The sequence below is a fragment of the Bradyrhizobium sp. Ses1 genome, from assembly GCF_059512365.1.
In genome coordinates this window covers 201,492-214,878 of sequence record NZ_JCAMOQ010000010.1, presented here as the reverse complement: position 1 = coordinate 214,878, position 13,387 = coordinate 201,492, and the positions used below count along the sequence as shown (strand labels likewise).

Genomic DNA, 13,387 nt, shown 5'->3' with positions numbered 1-13,387 from the left:
CGCAACGTTCGTGACGATCGCGAGCCGCCCCTCATTCGGGTGAGACGCGCGGAGTTAAATCACTGATTTGCCCGACGGTGGAAGCGGAATGTTTTTTGCGCGAGGGCTGGACAGGGCAAATCACGTTGATTGGCCTAAGGAAAATCGCGCGAATGATACGACGCCGTCATGCCCGGGCAAAAGCGCGAAGCGCGTCTTCGCGCAGATGTCCCGGGCATCCACGTCCTTCGCGCTCGAGACAACGTGGATGGCCGGGTCAAGCCCGGCCATGACGGAGGAGAGGATTGCGCAATGCGTTCCCCAATCATTCCGGGGCGATGCGATAGCATCGAGCTATGATGTGCAATTGCACATCAGAGAATCCATTTTTCCGCTTCCGTAAGTGGGCAAATGGATTCCGGGTTCGCGACCCGGAATGACAGCGGTAGGTGTTTGGAGGCCGAGCGCCGTTTTATTCAAGTCTCACGAGCGCCCGGGTGAACCACTCGCTGCCATCTTGCGATCGGCCCAAAGCTTGAGATCGCCCACCGTCAACATCTTCAGAAACGGATTGGCGGCGACCAGCTTCTCGCGGGTGGTGCGGCCTGTCACGTCGGCGGCGGCCATAAGCGAAGCCGCGTCGGCGTTTTCTGCTGCGGTCAGCAACGCCACCGCACCTGCCGGTCCGGCAAAATGCACGAGGTAGAGAGAACCCGGCGTGATCGGCAGGCCCCGCTTGCTCAGCATTGCGGCATTTCGCTCGATCGTGCGTGCGGTGATTTCCCGGGCAAGCCCGGTATCCCGACGCAGCTCCAGCACTTCCTTGTCACTGCGTCCCTGGACCAGATCGCGTCGGTGTCTTCGAACGGCTTCAAGCCATGTGTCGTCGAGAAACTGAGCGGCTCCGGTCGCGCTCGAGCGTTTGTTCTTCGCATTCGCATCGCCGTTGGATTCAGCCGTGATGATGCGCTCGACCAGCGCCCTGATCGCGGCCTGGTCGATCGGTTCGTCCTTCAACGGAACGTCGCGAAACAACAACAGGCTTGCCGTGACGGCGAATGCGATCGCGACCGCCAGCAGGATGGCAATGGCTTCCACTGACCACCACTGCCGCGCCGGCACGATGGTCCGACGTTCATCCGGATCAGGCGGCCTGATTTCATCAGCACGGCCTGCCGGCTTCGACGTAGGCATGGATCTGGGCATGGGGTGCCGCGGCCCGGTATCAGCCACCCCTTCGAAGGCAAAGGATTGTTGCGCTAGGTTTGACATCCCAGTGGCAGGCTCAATGCTTTGAACAGGCCGTCGAAGGCGCCGGGCTGACAGGACTTGGCCTCGACAGTTGGTTTCGAACGCGTGGTCTTTGCCGTCTCTTTGGCAATCTCGTGCTTGGACAGTTGCTTGGGTCGAGGTTTCGGCAGCACGACAACGGGTTTTGCGGCTGGGACCGCGCGCGCAGGCGGCTCAACGATCGGCGCAGGTTCCGCCGCAGCCGCGGCGGATTGGACCGGCGGCGCGATTGGTTCGGACGAAAATATCTGCTGAAGCGATGCTTGCTGTTGCGCGTGCGGGATTTCGAGCCGATCTGCTGCGGTCAGCGTATCGCCAGGGGCGGCGAAGCTCAGGGTTGCCTGAGCAAGCTCCGTCGCGACAGACTTTGTCGCCCGCGGCGGAGTCTGGATCTCCATCACCGCAAGCGTACCGAGGCCAACAAGGATGAGAGCTGCCCTCATCTGATCTCGCGCTTTCCGAACGAAAGTCCTCGATCACGCCGGGTAGGAATGGGTCCCGAGAATGCAAATGCAATTGCTAGGGTCCAATGAGGCGGCTTGGCGGCGGACGTGAACCCTGCCGGGACCTTGATCGGAAAAGATCTGGAGTACGGTTAACGCGGGTCTGGGAGGTAGCCTGTTAGAACAATGGCCTGCCACAAAGAATAAAGATCCCTTAACTTGCGGTGAGGGTCGTCACGCAAGGATCGCAGCCATACCTCTCACTCCGGCAGGCCCGCTTTGCGCAAACCCTCGGCAATGCGCTGAAACTCGGCAAGGAAGGTGACATTGTCGGACCACCCGTTCCCATCCTGCAACCAAAGGGCAACAGTGTAATTCGGCCTGAGCCGACGGAGCTCGGTGACGGCAGCTCGAGCTTCGCGCTCGTGTCCAGTCAGCGCACTGGCGGCAGCGAGGTCTGCATAGGCAATCCAGAGGGCGCTCACCGCGATGGAGCGGCGGCACCAATCGATCGCCTCTTCATATTGCCCGAGATGGCTGTGCGCATGACAGATGTAGAAGTACCACGTGCTCAGCAGCGGATCACGGGGGCTGAGCTGAATTGCCATTTGAAGCGGAGCAAAGGCCTCCGCGGAACGCCCGACGCGGATCTTGGCGGCACCGAGCGCACCATGGGCCGGGGCGAGGCTGGGATTGATTGCGATTGCCTCTTCGTACTCACCGACGGCGGACTCGACGTTCCGACCTCTGGCCCGCAGGATTTCTCCCTTTACAAAATGTGCCATTGCGTCACTGGGAAACTTTGACAGGACCTGCCCCACAGCGTTCTCGGCACGTTGCAGTTGGTCCGCCGGCGCATTGCTCCAGCGATAGTTGACCTCCATGGCCAGAGCATCTGCCAGGCCCACCAGCGCCTTGGGGAAGCCGAAATCGATCTGAAGCGCGCGCTCAAAAAGGGTGCGAGACTGCGCCAACTGCTCGCGCGAATAGGGTTGATTCAGCACAGCCCACCCGCGCATCGTGAGATCGACTGCGTCCGGCCTGTTCGGTCGCGCAAGCTCCGCGTCGCGGCTTTCCTGGTTAATCAGTTCAAGATCAAACCGCCGGGCCAGCCGTCCGGTGATGATGTCCTGAAGTTGCATCGACTTTGACCAGTCGCCGTCGACGCGCTCCGACCAGACCTCGGCGCCGGTCCGGGCATCGATCAGCCGGGCATGGATTCGAACCATCGTCTCGGTCCTGCGCAGGCTGCCGTCGAGAACATAACGAACGCCAAGTTCGCGGCCAGCGCGCTTTGGGTCGACGTTCTTGTAGGCGCGGGCTGTGTTGGGTGCGATCACAAAGCTGTCCTGGATCCGTGAGAGATCGGCGCTCAGATCGTCAGTGAGGGCTTCCGCAAAGTAATCCTGCTCGGGCTCGTTGCTTAAATTTGTGAATGGCAGCACGACAATGGACAAACGATGCTCCTGCGGCTGCGGCTCGCCTCCCCGAAGATACCAATAAGCCGCACCGCCGCTGGTCATGAGAAGGACCAGTGCTGTCATCAGAGCCGTTCGAACGTGCCGTGCACCAAGCATCCGCCGCAGGCGTAACGGAAAGACAGCAATCGGAGACGAAACCATCGGCGGCGTGTCGGAGAGCGGCGACGAACACGGTGAGCTCGTCGCTGGATCGCTCGGCCGTATTCGATAGACGCGCACGGGCCGAGCGATATTCTTGAGCTGCTGCTCGCCGGTGTCCTCCAATGGAATGTCGAACTTGCCCCGCGCATCCTCCTGCACGCGGGCGGACACACAGATGCCTCCAGGCTCGGCGAGCGTTTGCAAGCGTGCAGCCACGTTGACCCCATCACCGAAGATGTCGCCTCTCTCGATGACGATATCTCCCTGATGAATACCGATCCGGAACTCGATGCGCTTGTCTTGGGGTAGCCCGGCATTTCGCTCAGCCATGCACCGTTGGACCTCAACAGCGCAGCGGAGTGCGTCGATTACGCTTGCGAACTCGGCCAGCAGGCCGTCCCCGGTGGTCTTCACGACCCGGCCACGATGCTTAGCAATCTTGGGGGCCACAAGCTCACGGTGGAGGAGCTTGAAGTGGGCAAGGGTGCCCTCCTCGTCGGCGCCGACCAGACGGCTATAACCCGCGACGTCTGTAGCCAGGACCGCCGCGAGTCTTCGTCGGACTCGCTCCCGCTCCACGCCTAGTCCTCCTCAGGAGGTACCTGGTGGAGATTACCACAAGTTCCCGGCTGCGGGATATCGGCTTATGCGCCGCGCATTTTCGGTTCTGAATTCTGTCATTCCGGGGCGATGCCACCGGGTCCGCGCGAAGCGCGGCCCGATGACAGGCTCTGCATCGAGCCCGGAATCCATTCCTCCGCCTGCGCTTGAGGCCCGATGGATTCTCTGATGTGCAATTGCACATCATAGCTCGCGCTGACGCGCGCCCCGGAATGACGGCGGTGGGCGTGGCGGAAGGGATGGCGGATTACGCCTTGCGCATTCGCTCTTCGAGCGAAGACGCAAAGCTAATCCGCCCTACGATTCTCTTAGCCCGCAACCGCCGCCGGGATGTCGCGCTGGCGCTTCATGACGATCTTGTTGAGGGCGCCGAGATAGGCCTTCGCCGAGGCGACCAGCGTGTCCGGGTCGGCGGCGCGGGCGGTCATGGAGCGGCCGTCGTGGGCAAGGCGCACCGAGACTTCGGCTTGCGCGTCGGTGCCTTCGGTCACCGCGTGCACCTGGTAGAGCTCCAGCCTGGCGTCGTGCGGCACCAGGCGCTTGATGCAGTTGAAGACGGCATCGACCGGGCCGTTGCCCTCGGCTTCCTCGATCCGGGTCTGGCCGTCGACATCCAGCTTCATGGTCGCGCGCTGCGGGCCATGGGTGCCGGCGATCACGGTCAGCGAGGTCAGCTTGATACGGTCGTGGGCGGCCGCGATCTCCTCGTCGAGCAGCGCCTCGATGTCCTCGTCGTAGATATCCTTCTTGCGGTCGGCCAGCGCCTTCATCCGCGCGAACGCATCCTCGAGCTGGTTAGGGCCCAACTTATAGCCCATCTCTTCCAGCTTATGGACGAAGGCATGGCGGCCGGAGTGCTTGCCGAGCACCAGCGACGACTGCTTCAACCCGACCATCTCAGGCCGCATGATCTCGTAGGTGGAGGCATCCTTCAGCACGCCGTCCTGGTGGATGCCGCTCTCATGCGCGAACGCGTTACGGCCGACAATGGCCTTGTTGTACTGGACCGGGAACGAGGTCGCCGCCGACACCAGCTTGGAGGCGCGCGTCAGTTGCGTGGTGTCGATCCTGTTCCAGTACGGAAACTTGTCGTTGCGTACATTGATCGCCATCACGATCTCTTCGAGCGCCGCGTTGCCGGCGCGCTCGCCGATGCCGTTGACGGTGCATTCGACCTGGCGCGCACCGCCGACGATGCCGGCCAGCGAGTTGGCCACCGCCATGCCGAGATCGTTATGGCAGTGGACCGAGAAGATCGCCTTGTCGGAGTTCGGCACCCGCTCGATCAACGTGCGCATGAAGTGGGTGTACTCGTCGGGCGTGGTGTAGCCGACGGTGTCGGGGATGTTCACCGTGGTGGCGCCGGCCTTGATGACGGCTTCCACGATACGGCAGAGGAAATCCATCTCGCTGCGGGTGCCGTCCTCGGCCGACCATTCGACATCGTCGATCTGGTTGCGGGCGCGGCTGACATTGGCGATCGAGGTCTCGATCACCTGCTCCGGCGTCATGTTCAGCTTGACCCGCATGTGCAGCGGCGAGGTCGCGATGACAGTGTGGACGCGGCCGCGCTTGGCAAATTTCACCGCTTCCGCGCAGCGGTCGATGTCCTTCGGATGGGCGCGGGACAGGCCGGCGATGACGGCATTCTTGGAGCGGCGGGCGATCTCGCTGACCGCCTGGAAGTCGCCCTCCGAGGTGATGGGGAAACCGGCCTCGATGACGTCGACGCCCATATCGTCGAGCAGTTCGGCGACCTCGAGCTTTTCCTCGAAGGTCATGGTGGCGCCGGGGCACTGCTCGCCGTCACGCAGCGTGGTGTCGAAAATGATTACGCGGTCCTTCTCGGACTTGTTGGCGGTGGTCATCTGCAAAGTTCCTTTGGGTCGATCGCGCTATCTTATCACTGAGCGCTAAAGGGTTTCTGTCGTTCTCACGCAACCCCTGAGTGCCCAGGCGCAACCGCCCAGACGGCCCTCAGGGGCCGATAAGAAGCAGAAGCCCGCCAAGAAGGAGGGTCGGCAGCGACGCAGCCGGAATCGCGGGGGCGGCTTGGGCCGTTCCCGTCAGAATTCCATCGATTTCGCTGCGAATCAGCATTGCCAGTACCCTTTGGAGGCCAAAATCCTCGGCCAAAACCGTTGACGGTTGGTTGCCGAGGCTACCTCCGGCCGTGTTTCTAGACGAAGAGAGCGGCCGGCCGCAACGGTAAAAAGATGGTCAATGGGGCTGACCTAAATATCCGGGCTCCGCCGCAACGCGGCTTCGTGGCCGTCAAGCCATCGCACTCCGTCATGCCCGGCCTTGTGCCGGGCATCCACGTTCTTTGCCGCCACGGCAAGGACGTGGATGGCCGGGACAAGCCCGGCCATGACGGCTGAGACCTACTTCGCCCTGTTTCCTGCCTTCGCCTTCTTCCCCGCCCCGCCCTTACCTTCCGCCAGCAGGGCCTCGCGGACGCGTTTGAATTCGCTGCGCTCGGACTCGTCGACCTTCGGAAAATGCAGATCGAGCTTCTCGAGTGCGCTGACGATGGTGGAGCCGATCACCACGCGGGCGAACCATTTGTGGTCGGCCGGCACGACATGCCAGGGCGCGGCGCGGGTTGCGGTGTGGCGGATCATGTCCTGGTAGGCGGCCATGTAGCGCGGCCACAGCGCGCGCTCATTGATGTCGGCCATCGAGAACTTCCAGTTCTTCGACGGCTCCTCCAGCCGCTCCAGGAAGCGCGCGCGCTGCTCCTGCCGGGAGACGTTGAGGAAGAACTTCAGGACCACGATGCCGTTGCGCGAGAGGTAGCGCTCGATCGCCGAGATGTCCTCGAAGCGTTCGCGCCAGATGTTCTTGGTCACCAGCCGCGACGGAATCTTCTGCTTGGCGAGGATTTCGGAATGCACACGCACCACCAGGCATTCCTCATAATAGGAGCGGTTGAAGATGCCCATGCGGCCGCGCTCGGGCAACGCGATCATCGAACGCCACATGAAATCGTGGTCGAGCTCCTTGGACGACGGCTCCTTGAACGAGGTGACCTCGCAGCCCTGCGGATTGACGCCCTCGAACACACTCTTGATCGCGGAATCCTTGCCCGCGGCATCCATACCCTGGAAGATCAGAAGCAGCGACCAGCGGTCCTGGGCGTAAAGCTTCTCCTGGAAATCGTTCAGCCGCCTGCGATTGGCCTCGATGATCTCTTCACCCGCTGTCTTGTCGATGCCGCCCTTCTCATTGGTCTTGAGCGATTTGAGGTGAAACTGCTCCGACCCGTCGATGCGGAACGGTGACACAAAAGGTTTCAGCTCGTCAGCCAGCAGCTTCGATTTCTTGCCCATGGGCCCTTTCTTACCTGCTCAGATGCATCTCGATGAAAGCGGTGACGAAGCGCGGCATCGCGGCAGTGAGGTCGCTAAAATCCCGCACCAGATGGATCGCCGCCAATTCGGGGTCTTCCTGCGAGGCGAGATTGTTTTCGATCCGCGCGCGCAAGGCATCGCCGGACATGTCGACATAGAGGACCCGCATCATGGCGATGGCGACGCCGGTGAAGACGCAATCCCAATGCGCATCGGGACGATAGTCGGCAGCAGTGAGCCCGGTCTCCTCCTCCACCTCGCGTGCGACGCTGCTGGCAATATCGAGCGCCTCGCCCCTGATGTCATCGAGATCAGGCGTGCCCGACGGGAAGTAGACCCGTCCGGGGTTGGAGGTGTGATGGCCCATTTCGCCAAGCACGAACGCGCCGTCGCTTGCCAGCAGCGCGCCCATGCCAAAGCCGTTGAACACGCCCCTATCGGGAAAGCCCCAGTCGCGCCAGGCGAGGAAGCTCGCAAAATCGGTCTCGAAATAGCTCGCGCTCAGGCGCTCGCCTTCGAACGTGGCACTGCGGCCCAGCAGAACACGGCCGTTCCAGAGGTTTGGCCGCTCGCGCTGCGCCTCGGCGAAATGCGCATCGATCTCGGCGCGGCGTTCTTGTGCGAACGGCCACGCCCATGGCTGCACCTTGAGATCGAGCGCGGTAACGCGATGAATGGAAGGTGGCGTCATTGACGAGGGCTTACTTCGCACCCTGCCCTGTGGTCTTCGCCTGCTCGACCAGTCGGTTGGTGTAGGTCTTGCTGACGTCGATATTGGCCTTGGCGACTTCCGGCGAACCCTCGCTGAACACCGCCAGCACCGCGTCGGCGCCCTTCGGATCCATCTTGCCGGTCTCCGAATACATCGGAATCGTGTTCTTCAGCGCGGCGAGATAGAGCGCTTTGTTCTTGCCGACGATCTCGTCGGGCATCTTGGCCATGATGTCTTCCGCCGAATGCGAATGGATCCAGGCGAGCGTGGCAAGGATCGCGTTGGTGAGCGCCTGCGCTTCCTTCTCATGCGACTTGACCCAGGCCGCGGTCGAATAGAGCGCGCCGCCCGGATATTCGCCGCCGAACACCGCGAGCGTATCGTGCTGGGTGCGGGTGTCGCTCAGGATCTTCAGGTCGGCATGGCTGCCCTGCAGCACGGTGACGGAGGGATCGAGCATCACGGCGGCATCGATCTGGCCCTGCTCCATCGCCGCGACCGCCGTCGCGCCCAGGCCGACGCCGATCACGGAGGCGCTGGTGGGATCAAGCCCGTTCTTCTTGAGCAGATATTTCAGGAAGAAGTCAGTCGAGGAGCCGGGCGCGCTGACGCCGATCTTCTTGCCGGCGAGATCCTTGATCGAATTGATCTCTGACGTGTGCTTGGGCGACACCACCAGCACCAGGCCGGGATAGCGGTCATAGACCACGAAAGCCTGCAATTCCTGCCGCTTGGCGGCGAGGTTGACACAGTGATCGAAATAGCCGGAGACGACATCGGCGCTGCCGCCGAGCACGGCTTTCAGCGCATCCGAACCGCCCTTGAGATCGACCAGTTCGACCGCAAGCCCCGCCTTCTCATATTCGCCGAGCTGCTTGGCCAGCACCGTCGGCAGATAGCACAGGCAGGCGCCGCCGCCGACCGCGATCGTGACCTTGCTTTGCGCTGCGGCAAGACTCGACGTCAGCACCAGCGCCAGCAGCACGCCGGCCAGGTGGCCGAACAGTTTCCTCATGATCGTCTCCGTTCCGTTGGGAGCAAGATAAAGCAGCACGCGGGCGTTGAGAAGGCTCCGCCGTCATTGCGAAACGCGGTCGCGTAGGGTGGGCAAAGCGCAGCGTGCCCACCATCCACGGTCGGTGCAAGAAAGGTGGGCACGCTGCGCTTTGCCCACCCTACGCTTCGCGCGCCGCCATCGGCCGCCAGACCAGCAGGCGTCGCTCGACCAGCGTCACGGCCATGTCGATCAGGATCACGAAGGCCGACAGCACGAACATGCCTGCGAACACGCCGGCGACGTCGAACACGCCTTCGGCCTGCTGGATCAGATAGCCGAGGCCGGCGGCGGCGCCGAGATATTCGCCGACGACCGCGCCGACCACCGCAAAGCCCACGGACGTATGCAGCGAGGAGAACATCCACGACAGCGCCGAGGGCCAATAGACATGCCGCATCAATTGCCGCTCGCTCATGCCGAGCATGCGGCCATTGTCGAGCACGGTCGTGCTCACTTCCTTGACGCCCTGATAGACGTTGAAGAACACGATGAAGAAAACGAGGGTGACGCCGAGCGCGACCTTGGACCAGATGCCGAGGCCGAACCATAGCGCGAAGATCGGCGCCAGCACGACGCGCGGCAGCGCGTTCGTCATCTTCACGTAAGGATCGAACACGGCCGCGACGCGCGGCTGGCGCGCGAACCAGAAGCCGACCAGAACGCCGAGGGACGAGCCGATCACGAAAGCGAGGATCGATTCCCACAGCGTGATCGCAAGATGCTTCCAGATCACGCCGGTCGAGAACCATTTGACGATCTGGTCGAAGACGTCGATGGGATTGGAGAAGAAGAACGGCGGCAGCAGGATGCGGCCGAACAGCGGGACTGTGGTAAAGACCTGCCACAGCGCCAGCGCGACGACGGCGACCAGGACCTGGCAGAGCAAGAGCGCAGCGCGGGACATCACTCGGCTCCCGCGGCTTGCGATGATTGCGCGTAACCCTTCATCACCTCTTCCTTCAGCACGCCCCAGATTTCGCGATGCAGTTCGTGAAACTGCTTGTCCAACCGCACCTCGAAGATGTCGCGCGGGCGCGGCAGTTCCACGCGCCAGTCGCCGATGATGCGCGAGGAAGGGCCGGCCGACATGATGACGACCCGGTCGGCGAGCGCGATCGCCTCCTCCAGGTCATGGGTGACGAACAGCACCGCCTTGCGGTCGGCAGTCCAGAGTTCGAGCAGCAGATTGCCCATCACCTGCCGGGTCTGGGCATCGAGCGGGCCGAACGGCTCGTCCATCAGCAGGATCTTTGGATCGCGGATCAGCACCTGCGCAAGGCCGACGCGCTTGCGCTGGCCGCCCGAGAGCATGTGCGGATAGCGGTTTGCGAATGCGCCAAGCCCGACCGAGGTCAGCCAGGCCTGCGCCTGTTCCAGCGCCTTCGCCCGCGGCGTGCCCTTGATCTCGAGCCCGATCGCGACATTGTCGATCGCGGTCTTCCAGGGGAATAGCGCATCGGCCTGGAACAGGTAGCCGGCGTCGCGGTTCAATCCTGTGAGCGGCTGGTCGAAGATCCTGACCGCGCCCGCGGCCGGCTTGAGCAGGCCGGCGGCCACGTTCAGCAAGGTCGACTTGCCGCAGCCGGTGGGACCGACTATCGCGACGAATTCGCCATGGGCGACCGCAAGGCGCGCCTTCTCGACCGCGGTATATACGCGGGCATCGGCGAGACGAAACGCCACCGTCGCATCCTGAAGCGCCACCGCTGTGGGCCTGGCTGTGGGCTTGGCCTTGTCCACCACGTTCCCTCCCTGTTCGGGAGGATGCCTTAGCCTCTCGTGCGGACAAGTTCAACGCAGCATCGCGACGTGCTAGTTGAACTGTGATCCCTTAAGGCAGGGGCCAGCGCGAGGGTTGAACGGCATTGTCCAATGGACCACTCATTGCCTACACCAAGGTCGGCAAGACCTTCGCCAATGGCGGCGTGGTCGCGGTCGACGACGTCTCGCTTGATGTGGCCGAGGGCGAGTTCCTCGCCATCGTCGGCGGCTCCGGCTCGGGCAAGACCACCTTGCTGCGGCTCGCCAACCGGCTGATCGAGGCCGACCGCGGCAGCGTCACGGTCGAAGGCGAGGACGTGCGCAATGTCGATCCGATCCGCCTGCGGCGGCGCATCGGCTATGTCTTCCAGAGCGGCGGGCTGTTTCCGCATCTTTCCGTCGGCGCCAATATCGGCATCACGCCGAAGCTGCTCGGCTGGCCGGCGGCGGAGACGGCAGCGCGCGTCGACGAACTGCTCGAACTGGTGCAACTCGACGGCGGGCAATATCGGGAGCGGCTGCCGAGCGAGCTCTCCGGCGGGCAGCGGCAGCGCGTCGGCGTCGCGCGGGCGCTGGCCGCACGACCCCGCATCGTGCTGATGGACGAGCCGTTCGGGGCGCTCGACCCCCTCACCCGCGACGCGCTTGGCGATGATTTCCGCGAATTGCATCGCAGGCTCAAATTGACCACGATCATGATCACCCATGACATGACGGAAGCGCTGCTGCTCGCCGACCGCGTCGCTGTCATGCACGAAGGCAGGCTGCTGGCGCAGGGCACCCCAACGGAGCTTTCCGAAAGCAACGATCCTTACGTCGAAAAACTCCTGCACACGCCGCGGCGGCAGGCGGAACGGCTCGGCAAATTGCTGCCGCGGGACGGCGCCACATGAACCTGTTTTCCGATCCGCGCTGGAGCGAAGCGCTCGCGCATCTGCCCGATTATCTCGGCAACCATGTGCGCGTAAGCCTCGCCGCGCTCGCGCTCGGGCTGATCGTCAGCCTGCCGCTGGCGATCCTCGCACGCAACCGGCCAGTGCTGCGCGGCGCGCTGCTCGGCTTTGCCTCTATCGTGCAGACCGTGCCGGGGCTGGCGCTGCTGGCGCTGTTCTATCCGCTGCTATTGGTGCTCGCGGCGCTGACGCTGTCCTGGTTCGGCTTCGATTTCTCTGCCTTCGGATTTCTGCCCGCGGTGCTGGCGCTCGCGCTCTATTCGATGCTGCCGGTGCTCCGCAACACCATCACTGGCCTGTCGGGCGTCGACCCGGCGCTGACGGAGGCAGCGCAGGGCGTCGGCATGACGGAACGGCAATCGCTGTTCATGGTGGAGCTGCCGCTGGCGCTGCCAGTGATGATGGCGGGCATCCGCACCGCGGCGGTGTGGGTGATCGGCACCGCGACGCTGTCGACGCCGATCGGGCAGACCAGCCTCGGCAATTATATCTTTGCGGGACTGCAGACCCAGAACTGGGTGTTCGTCGTGTTCGGCTGCCTCGCCGCCGCCGCGCTCGCGCTCGCCGTCGACCAGCTGCTGGCGCTGATCGAGAACGGCCTGCGCCACCGCAGCCGGCTGCGTGCCGCGCTCGGCGGCGTCGGCATCGCGGCGCTGGTCGCGGCGACGCTGGTGCCTGCGATGGCGCGCTCGGCATCGAGCTATGTCGTCGGCGCGAAGACCTTTACCGAGCAATATGTGCTGGCAGCCCTGATCGCGCAGCGGCTAAACGCGGACGGGCTTTCCGCGACCACGCGCGCAGGCCTCGGCTCCAGCGTGATCTTCGATGCGCTGAAAGCCGGCGATATCGACGTCTATGTCGACTATTCCGGCACGCTATGGGCCAACCAGTTCCACCACACCGACATCCGGCCGCGCGAAGAGCTGCTCGCCGACTTGAAGTCGATCCTGGCGAAACAGGACATCACCTTGCTCGGCGATCTCGGCTTTGCGAACGCCTACGCCCTCATCATGCCGAAGCAGCGCGCGGAAGCGCTCGGCATCCATACCATCGCCGATCTCGCCGCGCTTGCGCCGTCACTGTCGATCGCCGGCGATTACGAATTCTTCTCGCGGCCGGAATGGGCCGGCATCAAGCGGGCCTATGGATTGTCGTTCCGCACGCAACGACAGATGCAGCCGGACTTCATGTATGCCGCCGTCGCCTCCGGCGAGGTCGATGTGATCGCGGGCTATACCAGCGACGGGCTGATCGCGAAATATGATCTCACGGTGCTCGGCGATCCCAAACACGCGATCCCGCCCTATGACGCAGTGATGCTGCTGGCGCCCAAGCGCAAGGACGACACCAAGCTGCGCGCGGCATTGCAGCCGCTGCTCCGACGGATCGACATCGCGACGATGCGGGAAGCGAATCTGCGCGCCGCCGGCAATGATGGCTCGTCCTCGCCGGACGCCGTCGCGCGCTGGCTGTGGGAGCGAATCGGGAAGAAGTGAGGATCTGTAGGATGGGTAGAGCGAAGCGAAACCCATCATTCGGGCGGCTTGTCGAGAAGCTGATGGGTTTCGTTTCGCTCTACCCATCCTACGCCGCTCC

General features: G+C 63.4%; 11 protein-coding genes. 2 read left to right on the top strand and 9 right to left on the bottom strand.

Features of this window, described 5'->3' with window-relative positions:
* Window positions 1-462 precede the first annotated feature (462 nt).
* The 9 genes from AC5ZG5_RS15160 to AC5ZG5_RS15120 all read right to left on the bottom strand — a co-directional run bounded on the left by AC5ZG5_RS15160 (window position 463) and on the right by AC5ZG5_RS15120 (window position 10,817).
* The gene (locus tag AC5ZG5_RS15160) at window positions 463-1,185 is read right to left on the bottom strand and encodes a lytic transglycosylase domain-containing protein (RefSeq protein WP_456642498.1); all 723 of its coding nucleotides are present in this window, start codon (window positions 1,183-1,185) and stop codon (window positions 463-465) included.
* A gap of 53 nt (window positions 1,186-1,238) precedes the next feature.
* Window positions 1,239-1,712, bottom strand: a complete 474-nt coding sequence (locus AC5ZG5_RS15155) for a hypothetical protein (protein ID WP_456642497.1) — start codon at window positions 1,710-1,712, stop codon at window positions 1,239-1,241.
* A gap of 260 nt (window positions 1,713-1,972) precedes the next feature.
* Window positions 1,973-3,913, bottom strand: a complete 1,941-nt coding sequence (locus AC5ZG5_RS15150) for an adenylate/guanylate cyclase domain-containing protein (RefSeq protein WP_456642496.1) — start codon at window positions 3,911-3,913, stop codon at window positions 1,973-1,975.
* 350 nt (window positions 3,914-4,263) lie between these two features.
* Complete coding sequence (locus tag AC5ZG5_RS15145) at window positions 4,264-5,823, bottom strand: 2-isopropylmalate synthase (RefSeq protein ID WP_130230185.1); 1,560 nt, start codon at window positions 5,821-5,823, stop codon at window positions 4,264-4,266.
* Between the two features lie 516 nt (window positions 5,824-6,339).
* Window positions 6,340-7,287, bottom strand: a complete 948-nt coding sequence (locus AC5ZG5_RS15140) for a polyphosphate kinase 2 family protein (RefSeq protein WP_456642494.1) — start codon at window positions 7,285-7,287, stop codon at window positions 6,340-6,342.
* 10 nt (window positions 7,288-7,297) lie between these two features.
* Window positions 7,298-7,999, bottom strand: a complete 702-nt coding sequence (locus tag AC5ZG5_RS15135; protein ID WP_456642493.1) for an NUDIX hydrolase — start codon at window positions 7,997-7,999, stop codon at window positions 7,298-7,300.
* Between the two features lie 10 nt (window positions 8,000-8,009).
* Window positions 8,010-9,035, bottom strand: a complete 1,026-nt coding sequence (locus AC5ZG5_RS15130) for an ABC transporter substrate-binding protein (protein WP_456642492.1) — start codon at window positions 9,033-9,035, stop codon at window positions 8,010-8,012.
* Between the two features lie 160 nt (window positions 9,036-9,195).
* Window positions 9,196-9,981 carry an ABC transporter permease gene (locus AC5ZG5_RS15125; RefSeq protein ID WP_456642491.1) on the bottom strand — a complete coding sequence of 262 codons (786 nt, stop codon included), beginning with the start codon at window positions 9,979-9,981 and terminating at the stop codon, window positions 9,196-9,198.
* The gene (locus AC5ZG5_RS15120) at window positions 9,981-10,817 is read right to left on the bottom strand and encodes an ABC transporter ATP-binding protein (RefSeq protein ID WP_456642490.1); all 837 of its coding nucleotides are present in this window, start codon (window positions 10,815-10,817) and stop codon (window positions 9,981-9,983) included. The genes AC5ZG5_RS15125 and AC5ZG5_RS15120 overlap by 1 nt, the downstream gene beginning before the upstream one ends.
* A 125-nt stretch (window positions 10,818-10,942) precedes the next feature.
* Between AC5ZG5_RS15120 and AC5ZG5_RS15115 the strand changes: the two genes are divergently transcribed.
* Window positions 10,943-11,731: an ATP-binding cassette domain-containing protein gene (locus AC5ZG5_RS15115; RefSeq protein ID WP_456642489.1), complete on the top strand. Its 789-nt coding sequence runs from the start codon at window positions 10,943-10,945 to the stop codon at window positions 11,729-11,731.
* Window positions 11,728-13,287: an ABC transporter permease/substrate-binding protein gene (locus AC5ZG5_RS15110; RefSeq protein WP_456642488.1), complete on the top strand. Its 1,560-nt coding sequence runs from the start codon at window positions 11,728-11,730 to the stop codon at window positions 13,285-13,287. The genes AC5ZG5_RS15115 and AC5ZG5_RS15110 overlap by 4 nt, the downstream gene beginning before the upstream one ends.
* Window positions 13,288-13,387 lie beyond the last annotated feature (100 nt).

Coding starts and splice junctions, on each gene's coding strand:
- AC5ZG5_RS15140 (WP_456642494.1), bottom strand. CDS start 7,287: ATGGGCAAGAAATCGAAGCTGCTGGCTGACGAGCTGAAACCTTTTGTG.
- AC5ZG5_RS15125 (WP_456642491.1), bottom strand. CDS start 9,981: ATGTCCCGCGCTGCGCTCTTGCTCTGCCAGGTCCTGGTCGCCGTCGTC.
- AC5ZG5_RS15155 (WP_456642497.1), bottom strand. CDS start 1,712: ATGAGGGCAGCTCTCATCCTTGTTGGCCTCGGTACGCTTGCGGTGATG.
- AC5ZG5_RS15160 (WP_456642498.1), bottom strand. CDS start 1,185: ATGCCCAGATCCATGCCTACGTCGAAGCCGGCAGGCCGTGCTGATGAA.
- AC5ZG5_RS15135 (WP_456642493.1), bottom strand. CDS start 7,999: ATGACGCCACCTTCCATTCATCGCGTTACCGCGCTCGATCTCAAGGTG.
- AC5ZG5_RS15145 (WP_130230185.1), bottom strand. CDS start 5,823: ATGACCACCGCCAACAAGTCCGAGAAGGACCGCGTAATCATTTTCGAC.
- AC5ZG5_RS15130 (WP_456642492.1), bottom strand. CDS start 9,035: ATGAGGAAACTGTTCGGCCACCTGGCCGGCGTGCTGCTGGCGCTGGTG.
- AC5ZG5_RS15110 (WP_456642488.1), top strand. CDS start 11,728: ATGAACCTGTTTTCCGATCCGCGCTGGAGCGAAGCGCTCGCGCATCTG.